Source organism: Chitinophaga sp. sic0106 (assembly GCF_019219075.1).
GTDB lineage: Bacteria > Bacteroidota > Bacteroidia > Chitinophagales > Chitinophagaceae > Chitinophaga.
The window spans coordinates 310,108-328,495 of record NZ_JAHUWJ010000005.1 but is presented as its reverse complement, the minus strand read 5'-3'; the positions used below and the strand labels follow the sequence as shown (position 1 = coordinate 328,495).

The 18,388-nt window shown below is 46.5% G+C and carries 15 protein-coding genes; 7 read left to right on the top strand and 8 right to left on the bottom strand.

Annotation, left to right across the window (positions count from 1 at the left end):
- Positions 1–18 precede the first annotated feature (18 nt).
- The 3 genes from KW844_RS10370 to KW844_RS10360 all read right to left on the bottom strand — a co-directional run bounded on the left by KW844_RS10370 (position 19) and on the right by KW844_RS10360 (position 6,512).
- Positions 19–1,548, bottom strand: a complete 1,530-nt coding sequence (locus KW844_RS10370; protein WP_218376646.1) for a RagB/SusD family nutrient uptake outer membrane protein — start codon at positions 1,546–1,548, stop codon at positions 19–21.
- Positions 1,549–1,568: 20 nt separating this feature from the next.
- Positions 1,569–4,640 carry a TonB-dependent receptor gene (locus tag KW844_RS10365; protein ID WP_218376645.1) on the bottom strand — a complete coding sequence of 1,024 codons (3,072 nt, stop codon included), beginning with the start codon at positions 4,638–4,640 and terminating at the stop codon, positions 1,569–1,571.
- A gap of 204 nt (positions 4,641–4,844) precedes the next feature.
- Positions 4,845–6,512: a tetratricopeptide repeat protein gene (locus KW844_RS10360; RefSeq protein ID WP_218376644.1), complete on the bottom strand. Its 1,668-nt coding sequence runs from the start codon at positions 6,510–6,512 to the stop codon at positions 4,845–4,847.
- 135 nt (positions 6,513–6,647) lie between these two features.
- Here KW844_RS10360 and KW844_RS10355 point away from each other — a divergent pair, with 135 nt between their 5' ends.
- From KW844_RS10355 to KW844_RS10345, 3 genes are read left to right on the top strand one after another with little or no spacing between them, the layout of a single operon-like run.
- Positions 6,648–7,718: a sensor histidine kinase gene (locus tag KW844_RS10355; RefSeq protein WP_218376643.1), complete on the top strand. Its 1,071-nt coding sequence runs from the start codon at positions 6,648–6,650 to the stop codon at positions 7,716–7,718.
- Entirely contained in the window at positions 7,705–8,418 is a 714-nt protein-coding gene (locus tag KW844_RS10350) for a LytTR family DNA-binding domain-containing protein (protein ID WP_218376642.1), read from the top strand. Before KW844_RS10355 ends, KW844_RS10350 begins: the two co-directional genes overlap by 14 nt.
- 13 nt (positions 8,419–8,431) lie before the next feature.
- Positions 8,432–10,168 carry a CocE/NonD family hydrolase gene (locus tag KW844_RS10345; RefSeq protein ID WP_218376641.1) on the top strand — a complete coding sequence of 579 codons (1,737 nt, stop codon included), beginning with the start codon at positions 8,432–8,434 and terminating at the stop codon, positions 10,166–10,168.
- A gap of 4 nt (positions 10,169–10,172) precedes the next feature.
- Here KW844_RS10345 and KW844_RS10340 read toward each other — a convergent pair whose 3' ends face one another.
- Positions 10,173–10,781 (bottom strand): FMN-dependent NADH-azoreductase, encoded by a 609-nt coding sequence (locus tag KW844_RS10340; RefSeq protein WP_218376640.1) that lies wholly within the window; start codon positions 10,779–10,781, stop codon positions 10,173–10,175.
- 106 nt (positions 10,782–10,887) lie between these two features.
- Between KW844_RS10340 and KW844_RS10335 the strand changes: the two genes are divergently transcribed.
- On the top strand, positions 10,888–11,244 hold the full coding sequence (locus tag KW844_RS10335; RefSeq protein WP_218376639.1) for a helix-turn-helix domain-containing protein: 357 nt from the start codon (positions 10,888–10,890) through the stop codon (positions 11,242–11,244).
- Between the two features lie 120 nt (positions 11,245–11,364).
- On the opposite strand, the gene KW844_RS10330 is transcribed toward KW844_RS10335, so the two are convergent.
- The 4 genes from KW844_RS10330 to KW844_RS10315 form a co-directional block, all read right to left on the bottom strand.
- On the bottom strand, positions 11,365–11,778 hold the full coding sequence (locus tag KW844_RS10330; RefSeq protein ID WP_218376638.1) for an arsenate reductase ArsC: 414 nt from the start codon (positions 11,776–11,778) through the stop codon (positions 11,365–11,367).
- A 23-nt stretch (positions 11,779–11,801) separates the two neighbouring features.
- Positions 11,802–12,863: an ACR3 family arsenite efflux transporter gene (gene arsB / locus KW844_RS10325; protein ID WP_218376637.1), complete on the bottom strand. Its 1,062-nt coding sequence runs from the start codon at positions 12,861–12,863 to the stop codon at positions 11,802–11,804.
- A 79-nt stretch (positions 12,864–12,942) separates the two neighbouring features.
- Positions 12,943–13,776, bottom strand: coding sequence for an arsenite methyltransferase (locus tag KW844_RS10320; protein ID WP_218376636.1), 834 nt, complete (start codon positions 13,774–13,776; stop codon positions 12,943–12,945).
- Between the two features lie 57 nt (positions 13,777–13,833).
- Positions 13,834–14,163: a helix-turn-helix transcriptional regulator gene (locus KW844_RS10315; RefSeq protein ID WP_218376635.1), complete on the bottom strand. Its 330-nt coding sequence runs from the start codon at positions 14,161–14,163 to the stop codon at positions 13,834–13,836.
- Between the two features lie 117 nt (positions 14,164–14,280).
- Here KW844_RS10315 and KW844_RS10310 point away from each other — a divergent pair, with 117 nt between their 5' ends.
- The 3 genes from KW844_RS10310 (at position 14,281) to KW844_RS10300 (ending at position 18,377) form a co-directional block, all read left to right on the top strand.
- The gene (locus tag KW844_RS10310; protein WP_218376634.1) at positions 14,281–14,703 is read left to right on the top strand and encodes an EthD family reductase; all 423 of its coding nucleotides are present in this window, start codon (positions 14,281–14,283) and stop codon (positions 14,701–14,703) included.
- A 348-nt stretch (positions 14,704–15,051) separates the two neighbouring features.
- Entirely contained in the window at positions 15,052–16,581 is a 1,530-nt protein-coding gene (locus KW844_RS10305; RefSeq protein WP_218376633.1) for a DUF4394 domain-containing protein, read from the top strand.
- Positions 16,582–16,976: 395 nt separating this feature from the next.
- Positions 16,977–18,377 carry a hypothetical protein gene (locus tag KW844_RS10300; RefSeq protein ID WP_218376632.1) on the top strand — a complete coding sequence of 467 codons (1,401 nt, stop codon included), beginning with the start codon at positions 16,977–16,979 and terminating at the stop codon, positions 18,375–18,377.
- The last annotated feature ends 11 nt before the right edge of the window (positions 18,378–18,388 follow it).

The window sequence follows — 18,388 nt, the reverse complement described above, 5'->3', positions numbered from 1 at the left end:
GGGCTGCCGGCAAACACTTTAATACAAATTGTTCTGCTTCAGGAGCGGATTGGTGTTGATCTCTTTCAATGGTATAGGATAACGAATATGTTTATCTTCTACGTAGTTGTTGCTGAAAGGCTTTCCATGATTTTGCAGTACTGATTTGATAGCTTGTTTAGCCGTATTGCCACGGCCCCAGCGAACCAGGTCGAACCAACGGATACCAAATTCCATGGCCAGTTCCACAGGGCGTTCGTGATTACGGATCTGCTCTCTCAGCTGGTCCTTATTCATACTGCCGGCAGCAATGGCTGTGGCATGACTACGGGTGCGGACTTCGTTTACAAACCCAATCGCTTCACCGGTTTTACCATTTTCATTGGCAGCTTCCGCCAGCATCAGCAGTACATCTGCATAGCGGATCAGGGATATGTTGTAACCTACATAAGAGCCACTTCTGTCGTTGGGATAGGCGTACTTGTTATAGTAAGCCGGGCGCGAGAGATCACTCGCCACTGATGCATACGGAATTTCGGAGGCAGGATCATTCAGGTCCCACATGGTTGATTTCGGATCATCAAAGAAGATGTTACCGTATACACGGTCGCTGTATCCGCCCGCATCGGTTTTATCTTTCTTTAATTCTGTTACCACCCAATCAGAAGGATAAAAAACTTCCCAGCCATCCAATGCATAAGGCCGGCCTTCAAAGTTGAACGGATGTCGTTCATCCGATACCGTACGATCACCGCTCCATTGAATTTCAAAAATAGACTCCGGGCCATTTTCCTTAGTACCGTTGAAGTTATCTACGTAGTTGGCATTGAGTGCATATTTGCCATAGAGCTCTTTAAATTTAGTTTCTGCCTGGGCCCATTTTTCCTGGTAGAGGTATGATTTTGCCAATAAGGCTTTAGCGGCGCCTCTCGTAGCGCGACCTTTATATTCATTCGCATAGCTTTCAGGCAGCACTGCTTCGGCTTCGGTCAGGTCTTTTTCTATCTGTGCCCATACCTCTGCTGCGGGCGCCTGTGGCACCTGTAACTTGTCGAGGTCTTTTACGAACTCCAGCACCAGCGGCACATTTTCAAAACCATTGACGAGCACGAAGTAGTTATAGGCGCGCAGGAATTTTGCTTCTGCCACTATTTCCTTACGTTCCTGTTCCGTCATCACCGTGATGCCGGGTACCTTTTGGATTACCTGGTTTGCTCTGCCTATGCCGGTGTAGCAGGTAGCCCAGAGGCTCCATGGTCCTGATTCGTCGGCACTATTTACAAAGGCCGCCAGGTTTTTCCCGTAAGGTTCATTTTTATTATTATCAATATCATCTCCCTTAAAAGCAAGTGTTACATATACCTGTTCAAAGAAGGTCCATTTATCGCCGTCATAACCCTGTAATGCACCGTAGGTAGCGGTGATGCCCTGCAAGGCGTGCTGGCGTGTAGCCCAGAACGTGCTTTCGGTAAGGTTTTGTTTATCCTGCAAATCCAGGAACTTATCAGAGCACCCGGAAAACAGCATCACTGCAGTGAAAAACAGGCCAGTTATTTTTAGTTTCATCATTGTCAGTTTAATTTTTCAGATTAGAATCCAAGGTTAAGACCGAACACATAAGAGCGGCTCAGTGGGTAGTAGCCCCTGTCGACCCCGCGGCTGAAAATTCCGGTATTGGATAAGTCCGGATCGAACCCGGTATATTTAGTAAATGTCAGCAGGTTATAGGCGCCGGCGTAAACCCTCAGTCGCTCCAAATGTATATTGGCAGCCAGTTTCTGAGGCAGCGTATAGCCCAGTTGCAGGTTTCTCAGGCGCAGGAAAGAGGCATCTTCCAGATAGTAGTCGGACACCCGCATGTTTTCATTTGCATCGGTATTGCTTAAGCGATAAATATTGGTATTGGTGTTGGTGGGTGTCCAGGCGTTCATCAGATCAGTGGAGCGGTAGTAGCGGTAGAGGAACATTTTAGCGCCGTTATACATCTTCTGGCCTTCTTTTCCGTTCAGGAAAATCATGAGGTCAAAATTTTTGTAGCTGGCGTTGAAAGTGATACCATAGTCGAGTTTAGGCAAACCATTACCCATCAGCTGTTTGTCATTATCATCGAGTTGTCCGTCACCGTTAGTATCTACAAAGCGTATATCGCCGGGTTTAGCATTGGGCTGGATCAGGTCCCCGGCTTTATTCTTATAAGCATCTATTTCAGCCTGCGACTGGAAGAGTCCATCTGTTTTATACAGATAAAATGAAGCTAATGCTTCGCCTTTCTTCGTAAGCGTAGTGCCGCGGTTGTTATAATCCACAAAGCCATCTGCGATCACTCCCCCTTCGTAACCCAGGCGAATGATTTTATTGCGGCTATGTGAGAGGTTGGCAGTAACATCCCAGCGGAATGCTTTGGTGGCGGGGCTACGATAAGTGGCCGTGAACTCCCAGCCCTGGTTTTCCATGTCCGCAATATTGGTGAGTGGCATGGCGGTAATGCCGGAGGAAGTAGGGATAGGTGTTTCCGCCAGCATATCACTGGTTTTTGATTTGAAGTAGTCGAAGCTACCGCTCACCCTGCCTTGGAGGATACTAAAATTCACACCACCGTTGAAGGTGGCCGTCTGTTCCCATTTAATATCATTATTGGCCAGCGATGCGGCATTGGCGCCTACATACACTTGTTGGGCAGGTAAATTACCGAACGGATAATTCAGATAAGGATCGGAATTCGCCAAATAGATTTTGGCCAGGTACTGGAAGTTGTCAATATTCTGGTTACCTACGGTACCATAGCTGAAACGTGGCTTCAGCTCCGTGATCCAGGGCACATTGAAGAAGTTTTCCTTATGCACGTTCCAGCCACCGGACACCGAATAGAAAGTACCATAGCGGTTAGCGGTACCAAACCGGGAGGAACCATCCCGGCGCAGGCTTCCCTGCAGGAAATACTTATCGTCATAGTTGTAGCTGGCGCGTCCGAAGTAGGATTGCAGGTTGTTACCATAGTTCCAGCCGTTAACGCGGATATAGTCGTTCTTACCTTCCATGATCAGGCCGGAGAGCGCTTCAATCAACGGGCTGCTAAGGTGATTGCCGGCGCCGGAGGTTCCCTGGTATAAATTCTTCTCCCGGGAAAAACCGTACATGGCTTTGATGTTATGCTTACCCAGTTGCTTTTCGTAGTTCAGGAGGTGGGTATATAATGAATTTTCTTTTCTGCCGCGACTCTCAGAGCGGGTGGGATTTTCCACCAGCGAGAGTGCGCCGAAGTCGAACGGACTGGTTTGGCTATAGGAATAAGTATTTACGATATTCTTACCGATGGTGAAGTTATAGGAGAAGCCGTACCAGAGTTTCAGATCTGCTGCCACGTTCAGTTGCAGGTAGTCATCTACCGACCTGCCATTCCAGAGCATTCTTTCTCCGATGGGGTTACCCGATCCCAGTTCAATTTCAGGTTTGGCGTAACCGTTGGGGGAATTCGGGTCATAGATTCGTTTATGCGGCAGCGTTCTGTAGATTTCCATAAATGGAGAGAAGCCTGCGTTGCCATCTCCGTTAACGTCGCTATAGTCCTGGTTATTGAAGCGGGTGTAGGCCACGATAGGCATGATTCTCAGCCGGCTGTCCAGCAGCTTGATTTCGCTGTTTAAGCGTACGTTATCTCTTTTAGCGCCGGAGTTGATGATGGTACCGGAGTTTTCCCAGTGGCCGTAGGACAGGCGGTAAGAAAGTTTTTCGGAGGCGCCGGAAACGTCGACGTCGTACTTCTGTTCAATACCTTTTTTGGTGAAAGCGCCTACCCAGTCGGAGTTGGCATATTTGGTATCGTCCTGTACGTATACCGGGGCGGTGAGGTTGTCGTTAGCGAAAGCATCCCGCACCACTTTGTTCATACTTACTTTATCCATCAATGGCAGGTTGTTGTTCAGGTCCAGCGAGGAGTAATAGGCGCTGAAATTGACATGTGGCTCGCCTGATTTACCTTTTTTGGTGGTGATGATAATAACGCCGCCGGCTGCACGCGCACCATAGATGGTGGCGGCGGAGGCATCTTTAAGGACGTTGATGGACTCCACATCGTTGGGGTTGATGTCGTAGGCATATTCCAGCGGGATGCCGTCCACTACGTAGAGCGGGCTTGCGTTGTTGATGCTGTTCATGCCTCTGATCAGGACTACCGGTTGTCCGGAGGGATTACCCGTACCGGAGCTCACTACTACCCCGGGGGCCTGGCCTTGCAGCATGGTGCCGATGTTACCAGATGGCTGTTTTTCGAGGTTTTTGGTATTAACGGAAGAGATGGCGGCGGTTACATCTCCTTTTTTCTGGGTACCATATCCGATCACGAGAACTTCTTCCAGGCCTTTTACATTTTCTTCCAGGGAGATGACCAGGTGTTTACCGGCGACTGTTATTTCTTTGGCGGTGTATCCCATGGCTGATACCACGAGGATGGCATTTTCAGGTACTGCCGGGAGGCTGAATTCACCTCTGGCATCGGTGGCGGTGCCTTTGCTGGTATTTTTTACGGCAATACTGGCTCCCGGGATGGGGGTGCCTTTGGCATCCGTTACCTTACCCGTAAGGTTGGCAGTTTGGGCGAAGACGGTTAGCCCGGTAAACAAGAGGAATAAAAGCATTCCACTGTTCCGTAGTTGTTTCCACATACGCATTTTGGTTTTAAAGTCTGCTTGTTGATAATTACCCGCCGGCACCAGGTAGTTTTTCTAACGTGTTTTTTTGGAGTACCGGAGGTGGAAGTAAAGTAGACAGGAAAATCAAAGGCATAGTGGTTTGGGACCTCTATACAGGCATTACAGGGACCTCTACACGACCCCTACATGAGATTTAACTATTTAAAAATCAGCATTTTAAAATTGCTGCAAAAAATCAGAGAGGTTGTGTTTGTGTTCGAGCTGAAAGGTTTTTCTGAGGCGGTAGCGGGCCATTTCAACTGATTTTACGGAGATATTATTGAGTGATGCGATGTCTTTCATGGACAGGTTGAGCCGGATCTGGGCACAAAGGCGACGCTCATTTTCGGTGAGGTCCGGGAACTTTTGGAGTAGGTTAAAGAAGAAGTCCTTATGGATTTCATTTACGGAGAGGTTAAAATCCTGGGTGTCTTTATTGCTGTCCAGGTCGTACTGGAATTTATGGATGAGGCGATTGAACCGGGCGATATTCTCCGGTTTTGCTTCCCCCTGTATATCCAGCACCGTTAGTTCATCAATGAAATTACGGATCATGTCATTTCTTTGGGAGATGAAGAGCGCGTAGTTCTTCAGGTCGTTGTCCCGGTATTCTAATTTATTATTGAGCGACTCCTTTTCGTGTATGGCCACCTCAAGTTCCCGTTTAATGAGGGCCTGGCGCATTTCGTCCAGCTCTTTTTCCTTTTTCCGCTTTTGGTTCATTTTACTGATGTAGAGCGCTCCTATTATAATAAGGAGTATCACGCCGGCTGCCAGGGCATTTCTCTGGAAGGCACGCAGTTCCTTCTGAGCTTCCAGGGTGATGATGTGGCGTTCATTCTCTTTGGCTTCCCTTTCGATCTTAAGGGCGGAAATTGCTTCGCTTTTGTTTTTGGAGAGAATTTGGTTGCGCACGGTGGTGTACTCCTGGAGTGCGTTAAAGGCTTTCTTATATTCGCCCAGGTCCTGGTAGAGCAATGCGGAACTGGTCAGGTTATCCAGTATTTTTTCTTTCCTGGTATTGGAGTTTGACTGGTTAATAAGTTCCCGGGCATCTGCCAGGAGCTTTTCTGCTACCGGGTATTCTTTGAGTTTGATTTTTGAAAACGCCATCTGGTTAAGCAGCTCCGCATGGGCCAATACATCTGTTGTACTCAGAATGGACAGGGCCTTTTCAAAATCAGCCAGGGCTTTTTGGTACCTGCCAAATTCATTTTCGCAGATGCCGCGGTTGCCCAGGGCACTTGCCACCATACCGTTGTTATGGGATTGTTCCGCAACGGTGATGGTGCTATCGAAGTATTTTCCGGCCGTTTCAAAATCATCTTTCAGGAGGTATACCAGTCCCAGGGCGTTCAAAGAAAGGGCTATCCGCCGCGGGTTCCCGAGTTTTTTATACAGGTCATGTGCCTGCTGGTGGTATTGCAGGGAGAAAGAGCCGTTTTCTGTATCATAAAAGATCCAGCCCAGGTTGGTGAGCGCGCGGGCCGTGGCACTGTCATTCCCCAGGGCCTCGCAGATGTCCAGTGCGGCGTAGCCGTAATTGAGTGCCTGATCGTAATGATCATTATACAGATACCCTTCTGATAAATTGAGCAAGGAGGCCGCCTGTAATTTCCGGTCATTTTCTTTTAGGGAGAGCAGGTAGGCTTCATTGGCCATGACGAGCGCCGGGTTGGTGGAGTCTTGATTGTAATAGGCAGCCAGTGTATTGAGTGTATTTATTCTCTCTACACTTGTCATGTTTTTATTGGAAAGGGATTGATAGAGGCTATCCGGATTCAGTTGAGCGCTGGTGATATTAATATATATACAGAGGATGAATAGAATTGGCAATAGTTTCATGGATGGAATGTAAGGAAAATTGTGGAAATTCAGCGTATGTGGAAAGACATGGCGGAGCAGCACGCTCGTCACCCGGATTTCTACGCTGACACTCTTTTTATTCCTGAGTCCTGAAATTATTTGTTCCTTTACAATATGAAAAAACAAGGCATTAGAGGACTATCCCGCTATTGGAAGCTCCAGCTGTTGGGCTGGGGATCTGCCTCGCTGTACTGGGCCTTTAAGGGCTTTACCGGCGAAGGCTTCCTTTGGTCGCTCGCCATTTGCTTTTTCATTACAGATATGGTGTGTTACATAGGCATTACACATATATACCGTACGATAGCCCGCCGCGCCGGGTGGACGCTGCTGGCGCCTCAGCAGTTGGTATGGCGACTGGTACCAGCCGCTGTTATCATGGGCATAGCATTTATGATTGTCACCGTCGCTAAAATCTATTTGCTGAAATATTGGCTGGTGGCAGATTTCCGGCCTCCATTCCGGGATTTTGCCGCGGCCACGGGCGAGGTAACTTTTATTGCCGGCATCAGGCTTATGAGCATCTGGCTGCTGGCCTGGCATATGTACCATTATGCCCAGCGCGAGATCAGGATGGCAACAGAAAAGTCAAGGCTGGAGCTGATCACCAGTCAAATGCAGTTACAGCAGCTGGCAGGACAGCTGCAGCCACACTTTCTCTTTAATTCCCTGAACCTGGTAAAGTCCATGGTGCGGGATCAACCGGAACAAGCCCGCCGGGCCGTTGACCTGCTGGCATCCCTACTACGGTCCGGACTATACGAAAAAAACACTGACCTGGTCCCTTTGGCAGCAGAGCTGGAAATAGTGGAAGACTATCTTGAATTACAGCAGTTGAGATGGGGAGATGTATTACAGGCAGCTACTCAAATAGCTCCGGAAGCAGAAGCTGTACCTGTTCCCCGGTGGGGTGTACAAACGTTAGTGGAAAATGCGGTCAAACATGGCATCATGCGTCAACAGCATGGCGGAAAAATTAGTATTGACGCCGCCTGCCGCGAAGGATACCTGCATGTTACTGTTTCCAATACCGGCACCTGGCAGCCTTCTGCCAATACCGGAATAGGGCTGCGTAATCTCCGTGAGCGGTTGGCACTGTACTATCATGGGGATGCAGACCTGGTAATAGAAATGGCTGAAATAAATGTCTGTGCTACTATAAAAATACCCATGCATGCGAACCTATAAAGTACTGATAGCAGATGACGAGAAAGCGGCCCGGGAAGAGCTGCGGGAGCTGCTTGTGCCTTATCAGATGCTGAACATTATTGGTATGGCGCAAGAGGTGCAGCAGGCAAAAGCACTAATCCTTACTCATCAGCCGGATATTATTTTTTTAGATATAGAGATGCCTGGTTTGTCTGGGTTTGACCTGCTGCAACAACTGCCAGCGCTACCAACGATTATCTTTGTTACAGCATTTGATCAATACGCGGCAAAGGCTTTCGACATCAATGCGGTAGACTACCTCCTGAAGCCCGTCCGGATGGAACGGTTTGCAGTGGCTATGGAGCGCGTGCTGGACCGGTTAGCAGCACGTCACCAGGACCATCAGTACAGCAGACCTGTTTTTATTAAAAATGGTAACAGGGGCATATTGCTGCAACCAGCAGATATATGCTACATCACTGCCGGTGAAAATTACATCACTATCGTTGCCGGTGATCAGAAAAGTGTTGTCAGGAGCTCGTTACAGCAGTTTGAACAACGCCTTGACCCTGCCGTATTTTGTCGTATTAACAGAAACCAGGTAGTGAATATCCGGCATATCAACACCACCAGAACATTGCCTAACGGAAGTATGAGCATCGTTATGAAAAATGGCGTCCTCCTTGAAACCTCTGTACGGCAGGCGTCCAGATTAAAACAACTTACCCAACTGCCTTAAAAAACAATCTTATATGAAATACTTATTACTGCTGCTTTTACTAAGCAGCTATAGCTACTGCTTTGCACAATATCCGGGTGCCGAATATGATAGTTTGCGTAAAGCGATGGAAAACGATTATCATGTAGAAGACAGTATCCTTATTGTATCGCCGGCGGGAGTAACGCTAACGGCTACACTGGTACGTGCAAAGAGGCTTACAGCAAAAGTCCCCGGTATACTCTTCTATACTATTTACGCCAATCCCGGGCGTTCCTTACGGGAAGCCAAATCCATGGCGGATCATGGCTATGCGGGGATAGTGGCTAATGCAAGAGGAAAATACCTTAGCAGGGACAGTATCCGCCCGTATGAAAAGGAATGTGAAGATGTGAACGTGGTGATTGACTGGATCAGCAGGCAATCCTGGTGTGATGGCGCTGTAGCCATGTATGGCGGCAGCTATTCCGGATTTGCGCAGTGGGCTGCCACGAAACACCTGCATCCGGCGTTAAAAACAATCGTTCCTTATGTGGCTGCCATTCCCGGCCAGGGGTTGCCCATGGAAAACAATGTATTCCTTACCGCTAATTACCAATGGGCATTTTATGTTACCAACAACCGGTTCACCGATAACCCGGTTAACAATGATAATGACCGCTGGCAGCGCATGCGGAACAACTGGTATCACAGCGGGGCTGCCTTTAATAAAATCGACAGTATTGACGGAACACCATCACCGTGGTTGCAAAAATGGCTCTCGCATCCTGACTATGATGCCTACTTTCAAGCCATGGTGCCATGGAAGGAAGACTTCGCTGCCATCAACATTCCGGTGCTGACTATTGAAGGTTATTATGACGATGGACAGATCTCCGGGCTGGAATACCTGTATAGCCATTACCGTTATAACCCCGCTGCGGAGCACTACCTGATCATCGGCCCATACGATCACTTTGGTACACAAACAGGAGGCACCGCCGTATTGCGGGGATATAAGGTAGATAGCGCAGCACTGATCAATACCCGGGAAATCACGTTCCAATGGCTGGATTATGTGCTCAAAGGTGCTGTCAAACCTGCTATCTTAAAAGATAAGATCAACTTTGAAGTAATGGAAACCAATAGCTGGCGACATGTACCATCTATCGAAAAAATGCATGACACCATCTGGAAATTTTACCTGGACTCCAGCTTAAATAAAGGCTTTTACAGCCTTAACAGTAAAAAGCAGCAAGGTAGCATCCGGCAAACGGTTGACCTGTCCGACAAAGCACAGACCTCCTCCTATTACCCATATCCGCTGGAGCAATCCGAATACCCTGGAAATAACGGACTGGCATTCATCAGTGAACCTTTACAGCAGGCAGCCATCATCAGTGGCTCTTTTGCCGGAGATTTATACATCAAGTGTAATAAGAAAGATATTGATTTTCACGTAGCGCTGTATGAAGTGCGCGCCGATGGCAGTTATTTCCAATTGTCGTACTATCTGGCGAGAGCCAGTTATATAACTGACAGGACTAAACGTACATTGCTGACGCCAGGTAAAATTGAGCGACTTCCATTTAGCAGATCCCGCATGATTAGTAAGCTGTTGCCGGCAGGCAGCAAAATAATGGTGGTGATAGATATTGACCGGAATCCTTTTGCACAGGTGAATTATGGCACTGGAAAAGATGTTAGTCAAGAAACGATAGCGGATGCAGGAGCGCCGTTGCAAGTAGAATGGCTGCCGGGTAGCACGGTGGATATACCCATATTGCAGTAAAGGCTTATTCCCAGGTTGCTATGCTTTTAATCCCGGTTTCCAGCGCTGCTTCCGGTCCTACAAGGGACTGGCCTTCCGCCCTGAATACGCCTGCGACGCGGATGCCTATCACTGAAAGAAAAGAGCGTACATAGGGTTCTGCGAAGTCATAGCTTTTCAGGTCTCCTTCCGAATAAATTCCACCGGAGCTGGTAGCGATATAGGCTTCTTTATCAGTTAGCAATCCTTCGGGAAGGAGCCCTTGACCTCTGGGCTTAAACGTAATACCGGCTCTGGTAATATGGTCGAAGTAAGCTTTCAGGGTTGAGGTAATGGTAAAGTTATACATGGGTGCTTCTATTACCAGGGTATCCGCATCCAGTAGTTCTTTGACAGCTTCTTCCGAATACCTGATAGTAGCTGACTGCTCCGCTGTTCTGTTTTCAGCAGGTGTAAAAAAAGAAACGATGTGTGCTTCGTCCAGGTGTGGAAGCGGCTCTTTTGCCAGGTCCCTCACCGTAACTATACTGCCGGGATATTTTGCTTTTAGTTTTTCCACGATAGCATTACCTAATTTCCGGCTGGCTGAGTGAGCTGTTCTCGGGCTTGAAATGATGTGCAATATTCTTTTCATGTTTTTTGCTGTTTGATGGCTCAAAATTAGGTACATTCGCTAATAAAAGGTTAGTAGTATACTAAAGGTTAGTAGTAACCTTCAGGTTATTTAATTCATAAAAAAGATGGAAATACCAGCATTACAAGCCTCAAAATGTGCAGCTCAGTTATCGGCCGTGGAGGATGCCATGTATGTACTTGGCGGCAAATGGAAGCTCCGTATTATTATTGCCCTGATGACGGGGTACAACAGGTTTAACGAATTGCAACGTGCCATTAAGGGCATTTCTGCAAGGGTATTATCAACAGAACTGAAGTCTTTGGAGTTGAACGGGTTGGTGCAAAGGGTGGTAAAGGCGGACCAGACGCCGGTTATCGTGGAATACCTGCCTACTGATTATGCGAAGACATTGAAACCCATGATAGTGGTGTTAGGCGAATGGGGGTCCAGGCATAAGAAGCGGATTACGGGGAAGGGTTGAGTGTTGTCTGCTGTCGAACAGAATTCCAGCTGTTGAAGAGTGTGACACAACGGCGGCTGAATAGAATTCCCACCGTTGGCCCCACAATAATTATTAATGCTGAAACACCTATTAACTGCATTACAGATTATTAAGTACAAATGATTTTGTATAATCTTTTATAATCTCCCGTACCTGCCTGAACTGCTGCATAATTTCTTCCTCTGTGCCGGTAACCTTTGCCGGATCAGGAAAGTTTTCATGGAATTTCTGTGCGGTGGTTGGAAAAAAAGGACATCTTTCCTTTGCATTGTCACACACGGTGATCACGAAATCAAAAGGAATGTGACTATATTCAGTAATGTTATTGGAAGTATGGTTAGATATATCGATACCGTCTTCAGCCATTGTAGCAACAGCTCTTGGGTTTACCCCATGTGTTTCAACCCCGGCACTATAAATTTCTGCTTTATCTCCGGCGAAATATCTTAAATAACCTTCGGCTATCTGGCTGCGGCAGCTATTGCCGGTACAGAGTACTAATACCTTTTTCATGATAAGATTTTGATTATTGATGGTTAGGATGGCTCCCTGTATAATTTCCCTTTCAACCAGAATGCCACGTTCACCAGGGCAATGAGTGCGGGAACTTCAACCAGCGGGCCTATTACTCCCACGAAAGCCTGACCGGAATTGATACCAAAAACACCGATGGCCACGGCAATAGCAAGTTCAAAGTTATTGCCGGCAGCTGTAAAGGCGATGGCCGCGTTACGGGAGTAGTCCGCACCCAGTGCTTTTCCTAACAGGAAACTAACCAGGAACATGATTGCAAAGTAAATGACCAGCGGAATGGCTATTCTGATTACATCGAATGGTATCTGCACGATCAGCTCACCTTTAAGGCTGAACATCACTACGATTGTAAAAAGCAATGCTATCAGTGTTATAGGAGATATAAAAGGAAGAAATTTATTTTCAAACCACTCTTTTCCTTTAAGTGCTATGAGGCCATAGCGGCTGACAATACCGGCTGCAAAAGGAATTCCCAGGTAAATGGCTACGCTTTTAGCAATCTCCCCGATGGAGACTTCCACCGTAATTCCTTTCATGCCAAATAGTGTTGGCAGCCAGGTGATAAAGATATAGGCGTATACGCTATATAGCAATACCTGAAATACACTGTTCAAGGCTACGAGTCCGGCTGCATATTCGCGGTTACCATCTGCCAGTTCGTTCCATACGATCACCATTGCAATACACCTGGCCAAGCCGATAAGGATCAGTCCAGTCATGTATTCCGGGTATCCATGCAGGAATAGAACTGCCAAGGCAAACATTAGCACGGGGCCGATTATCCAGTTGAGTACCAGTGATGCCGTTAATACCTTCGTATTTCGGAATACCTCACCCATGTTTTCATACTTCACCTTTGCCAGCGGAGGGTACATCATCAGTATTAATCCGATCGCCAACGGGAGGTTGGTGGTGCCCGTAGAAAATGAATTAATAAGAGTGGACGAGGATGGGAAGAAATATCCTATGCCGATACCTATGGCCATTGCCAGAAATATCCACAGCGTCAGGTAACGGTCTAAGAAGCGCAATTGCTTACGTTGAGCAGGATTGCAATTTTGCATAGTGTATAAATAATAGTTTGGGTGCCGGCGAAACAGCTACCGTGGCTGAAATATCGCCAGGGGCGCTAATAATATCTGGTTAGCAGCAACCCGGAGGGCAACATGCCGCTGGTTTCTCTGCGTATACCGTAACGCTGTAAATACCGGTATTACTTGCCCGGAAGGCTGCTAATTCCTCAGCGTTGAGGTAATTGGTCAGAATATCATCCGGGATCACGATGGTTTTTTCCTTCTGGATGGTGGTATTTTGAAATCCGTTATTTTCAATCAGGTTAAGATATTCCTGTTTCTGAATGGCGCCGGAAACGCAGCCGGCATACATTTCAGCCGCTTGCTGGATGGTAGCCGGCAATTCTCCCTGCAGCACAATGTCAGAGATGCTGAAGTGACCACCTGGTTTGAGTACACGGAAGATTTCTTTCATTACAGCGTCTTTATCAGGTACCAGGTTCAGGACACAATTGCTTACTACTACATCTGCGACATTTGCAGTAACCGGCATCTTTTCGATATCGCCCTGCCGGAATTCAACGTTATTGTAGTTCAGCTTTTCAGCGTTCTCACGGGCTTTGTTGATCATAGCAGGGGTAAAATCAATGCCAATCACTTTACCGGATTCGCCGGTTTCGTGTCTGGCAATGAAGCAGTCGTTACCTGCACCCGAGCCAAGGTCAATGACCGTATCTCCTATTTTGATTTTCGCAAACTGTGTAGGAAGTCCGCATCCCAGTGCCAGGTCGGCATCCGGGTTGTAACCTTCCAGTGTCGTGTAATCATCGGTCATGATATTATAAACTTCGGTAGAGCAACAACCGGAGCCACAACAGGAGGCTGCGTTCGTGGATTTATCCTGTAAAGCAATTTCACTGTATTTCTGCTTTACCAGTTCTTTCTTTTGTTCGTCAGTACTCATAATGCTTAAATTCAATTGTATTATTGCAATATTGCGATTAATAGTAGTAAAAATTTTTTAGCAGCAGTTACCTTGCGGGTCTACGTCTTTAAAGAACGCGTTAAACAGTTCTTTGTACTGCTTCCAGACTCTGGGATTAATGCAGTAACACACACTGGCCCCTTCGATAGATCCCTGGATAATACCAGCAGTTTTCAGCTCTTTCAGGTGTTGTGAAGTGGTTGCCTGTGCCAGTCCTAATTCGTCGACCAGATCCCCGCAGACGCAGGCATTCTTTTTAACCAGGTATTGCAGGATGGCAATACGGGCAGGATGCGCGATGGCTTTGCCCATGGCGGCTATGTCATTTTGCTGTTTGGTAAATAATTCTGTTTTGGTGATGCCCATAGTTTCAACACATATTACATCGCAATATTACGATAAACCTCATAACAATCCAAACATCCTGTAATTTTTGTTCTTCATTACAATTTTTTATATCTTGTTATATAAAACTTTTTATCCATGAAGTCCGCTCTATTATTATCGTTTTTGTTTATGAGTAGCAGTCTCGTTGCATTTGGTCAGAAAAAAGAATCAGAAAAATCCACTCAAAGCGCCATCACTGACAAAGGCTTAATAAAGGTTTCAGTAATGTACCCTTATGCTGAGGGTAAAACCTTCAACATGGAGTATTATGAAACGAAACACATGCCCATGGTGGCAGGTTATTTAGGGTCCAACCTGGTTAAATATACGATTGAAAAAGGGTTGTCGAGCGGTATCCCTAACCAGCCATTACCTTATATGGCGATAGGCATCTTTTATGTAAAAAGTTTGAAAGAATACCAGGCAGCCATTGCTCCAAACAGAGATGCGATTCGTGCTGATTTTGCAAATTACACTAATATTGCACCTGTTATTCTTGTGAGTGAAGTGGTGAAATAAATCGGGGCTCCACCCCGACTGTGCAACCTAAGGCGATGGAAGTGCTACGCCAGCTCCAATACAAGCAACAATTACAGGTCTGTTAACCCCATACGTTTATTGCTCCCCCTTTTATTTGCATGTGCCAACATCATTTTCTCCTGCATGTCAAGGGCCGCCTTCGCGCATCATTTTGCATGCAGTAAAACCAGTTTTTGCGATTTCACGTAGGTAGATGCAAATCATTGTTTTTCTTGGGAAGTATGACCACCAAAAGGCCATATCTGTACTGCACAGTGGAGGTATGTCAATGAATGACAAAAGACCTGGCTGGCAGCATTTCAAAATTAATCTCTAAATTTTATCTAAATGAAATTACTAACCTATTTTTCGTACCGCACTACTGTGGCGTATGCACTGCTGACATTACTCCTCACGGCCTCCTGCCATAAAGATGACGACAACAAAGTAGACAATGGCATCACCGGGCCGGACCTCAGTTTGTACGCACTCACCAACACTAATATGTTGCTGAATGTAAACGCCAAAAATCCCGCTGTTGTGATCAGTCAAACTGCTATTACCGGATTGCAAGCTGGTGAAACACTGTTAGGCATTGACTTTCGGCCTGCCACCGGTCAGCTCTATGGTATAGGCAGCAGTAGCCGTATCTACGTGCTCAACACGCAAAGCGGCGCTGCAAGGGCCATTGGCACAACCGCTTTCACACCCGCCATCAGCGGCACTGCCATAGGGGTAGATTTCAACCCTACAGTAGACCGCATTCGCATGGTTACCTCCACTGGTCAAAACCTCCGGCTCAATCCTGAAACCGGCGGTATCGCGGCCACAGACGCCAACTTAAACGGCGTCACCAGCCCTAACGTTACCGCTGCCGCCTACACGATGAACCGAGCAGGTGCCGCCACCACCGTGCTATTTGTGATAGACGTTACCACCGACAAACTCTACAAACAAGATCCTCCCAATGATGGCAAACTGGTAGAAGTGGGCAGCCTGGGAATAGATATTGAACAGGCCGGTGATTTTGATATCAACCCTGATGGCACTGTCGCCATCGCCGCATTAAAAACAGGTGGAAAAACTAATCTATACAGCATCAATACCACCACCGGCAAAGCCACCAAGCTACAAAACGAATTTAGTAACACCATCATTTCAGTGGCCATACCTACAGAGCCGGTAGCGTATGCCGTGAGCGCCACCAACGAGTTGGTAATATTTAATCCATTAAATCCAGCTCCCGTGAGTAAAGCTATCACCGGCCTGGCCGCTGGAGAAGGAGTACTAGGCATAGATCTCAGACCTGTTAACGGACAGTTGTACGCTCTGGGCAGCACTAGCAGACTATACACCATCAACGCAGCTTCAGGTGTAGCCACCGCTGTGAGTGCGGCACCATTTACTACCTTGCTGGCAGGCACTGATTTTGGCTTCGACTTTAACCCTACGGTAGACCGTATCAGGGTGGTAAGTAATAGCGGACAGAACTTGCGGTTAAACCCTACAGATGGCACCGTTGCAGCAGTAGACGTCACCTTAAACCCAGGTACCGCGATAATAAGTGCAGCTGCATATACTAACAACGTGGCTGGCGCTACCACCACCGTGCTTTTTGACATTGACGCACTGAACAACCGCCTTTACAAACAAGATCCGCCAAACAATGGCACACTTGTGAGCGTAGGCCCGCTGGGTGTTACCGCCACCTCCACCAACGGATTTGACATCGGCGGCAACAGCGGCACAGCATATGCGGTGTTAACCGTAGGCAGCGTCACAAAAGTATACACCATCAATCTTACTACTGGCGCTGCTACCGCAGGAGCCATGCTTGCTACAAGTGTAAAAGGTTTTACAATCGGGCCAGGCTTCTAATAGCCAGATTACAAAAAGAGGCCGGCATCCTGCATTGCAGGGCCGGCCTCTTTCTTTATATATTTAATCGCTACCTAAAAGTTAGTTACAGCCAGGCATCGGACTGACCTACATCTCTCTATACAAAAAAAAATTTCTACAGATTGAACCATTTAATAAAACCATTGTTCTACTACGAACTTGAAATTTTAAGTCTGTTATAAGTACCTCTAACCATCAATAATTAAACATATCGTATCCTAAAAAACTAATAATAGATCCCTCATCCAAGGATTGCTAGCCTTGCACCTTATTATATCTATTTGTGCTATTCCTGCGCGAGTGGAACGGATCTCTTATGATACATATTTCACCCTCAAACAAATTATCCTGCTCCGATATAAATACTAATCACTATGAATCCTGATGTAAAAGCTAAATTCAATCCGACATACATGGTAGGTGGCGAAGTGATAAGAAATAAATACATGCCCTTAACATCTATCGCACCAATGGCAGGGCCAAATGTACCACCCCCACCTATTGAAATCAACAACATACCGGCTATCCAGGCACTTTTCCAGAAGCGCATAAAGGTACTACAAGAACAAAAAGTTAGTTTAACAGCCATCTATTTCCGGGGAATAACAGATGACGAAATCATTGCCAATGAACAAAAAACAAAGTTGCCACCCATTGTAATTGTATCCTCCGGACGTGCAGACTGGATCAAAGCAACTATCACCAACGGGCAAAATGCAATAAAGGTAGCCACCAATTACACCAACACAGTACAAGACCCACAGGTATTCAAGTACGGACCTGTACCCTTCTACTTTCCTCAACGATATAAAAAGGACGAAAGAAACTTTTATCTTTTTGTACACCAGTCAGAATATGAACATTACAAAACAACACTGGATGGGTTGGGCATCACAATTATCGGATGGAACACCTATAGATCCTTCAATGGCAACAACGCTAATATTGATTTGTGCCTTGGCTTTGGCATGAGCAGGTATGTTGTTTTCCAATTTTTTAAAGATATCAATTATCAAAATAAAAATAGCGGACTGGCGTGTAAAAAAATCTGGATGCTAGATGATAATGTTTGTCATATAGATGCCTTTCCCGGTTTTAATCAAATTGAGACTGCCACCAACGACCAATATTACGGCGTGGGATTTTTTGTCGAAAATACCATGCTACCAGATGAAGCTTTCAGTGATAGAATTTACAATGGAAAGCCCTACAAAGGCAGGTTTGCAATAGAGGAAGCAATTAACCTGCAGGCAATGGACCCCTTGAGATTTCTACAACAGGCCGTGTTATGGAATTTCAATAAAATTCCGGATAACCTGAGTTTCAGCCCGTATTTCATCGGCTCCAATGAAGACATCACTTTTTCACGTGTACTAGCCACCTACAATAATCCACCGGGCAATATTTTTTATACCTATAGGGGTGTCAAAGTACTCAAAACCAAAGCCACACCGGACAAAAACAGCCCAGGACTCACCATTCACAATAGCCTGAAGAAGACCATTTCGGCCAACCTCAATATCACTGATCACAGAGCCCCTTTGATAATCTCCACAGAGAACCCGGCAGAACCGAAGGACTTATTTGACTATATACAAGGCGGAATGGCGAAGGTCCAGGCAATAGAAGCAAAATATACTTCCTACGTCAAATCAGCTGAACAGCTGAGCAGAACCACCATGTTCATTACAGGGGTAAAAATATTTGATGCTGTACCACAGGACTGCTTCATCACACCAGACCTCAGCACATTTAAAATTATCCGATACAAATAGTTTATCCCACC

Bases quoted from the DNA above. Each gene is read 5' to 3' on its own strand.
- KW844_RS10340 (WP_218376640.1), bottom strand. From the start codon at position 10,781: ATGAAAAGAATATTGCACATCATTTCAAGCCCGAGAACAGCTCACTCA.
- KW844_RS10350 (WP_218376642.1), top strand. From the start codon at position 7,705: ATGCGAACCTATAAAGTACTGATAGCAGATGACGAGAAAGCGGCCCGG.
- KW844_RS10315 (WP_218376635.1), bottom strand. From the start codon at position 14,163: ATGGGCATCACCAAAACAGAATTATTTACCAAACAGCAAAATGACATA.
- KW844_RS10330 (WP_218376638.1), bottom strand. From the start codon at position 11,778: ATGAAAAAGGTATTAGTACTCTGTACCGGCAATAGCTGCCGCAGCCAG.
- KW844_RS10365 (WP_218376645.1), bottom strand. From the start codon at position 4,640: ATGTGGAAACAACTACGGAACAGTGGAATGCTTTTATTCCTCTTGTTT.
- KW844_RS10300 (WP_218376632.1), top strand. From the start codon at position 16,977: ATGAATCCTGATGTAAAAGCTAAATTCAATCCGACATACATGGTAGGT.
- KW844_RS10305 (WP_218376633.1), top strand. From the start codon at position 15,052: ATGAAATTACTAACCTATTTTTCGTACCGCACTACTGTGGCGTATGCA.
- KW844_RS10370 (WP_218376646.1), bottom strand. From the start codon at position 1,548: ATGATGAAACTAAAAATAACTGGCCTGTTTTTCACTGCAGTGATGCTG.
- KW844_RS10355 (WP_218376643.1), top strand. From the start codon at position 6,648: ATGAAAAAACAAGGCATTAGAGGACTATCCCGCTATTGGAAGCTCCAG.
- KW844_RS10335 (WP_218376639.1), top strand. From the start codon at position 10,888: ATGGAAATACCAGCATTACAAGCCTCAAAATGTGCAGCTCAGTTATCG.
- arsB (WP_218376637.1), bottom strand. From the start codon at position 12,863: ATGCAAAATTGCAATCCTGCTCAACGTAAGCAATTGCGCTTCTTAGAC.
- KW844_RS10310 (WP_218376634.1), top strand. From the start codon at position 14,281: ATGAAGTCCGCTCTATTATTATCGTTTTTGTTTATGAGTAGCAGTCTC.
- KW844_RS10360 (WP_218376644.1), bottom strand. From the start codon at position 6,512: ATGAAACTATTGCCAATTCTATTCATCCTCTGTATATATATTAATATC.
- KW844_RS10320 (WP_218376636.1), bottom strand. From the start codon at position 13,776: ATGAGTACTGACGAACAAAAGAAAGAACTGGTAAAGCAGAAATACAGT.
- KW844_RS10345 (WP_218376641.1), top strand. From the start codon at position 8,432: ATGAAATACTTATTACTGCTGCTTTTACTAAGCAGCTATAGCTACTGC.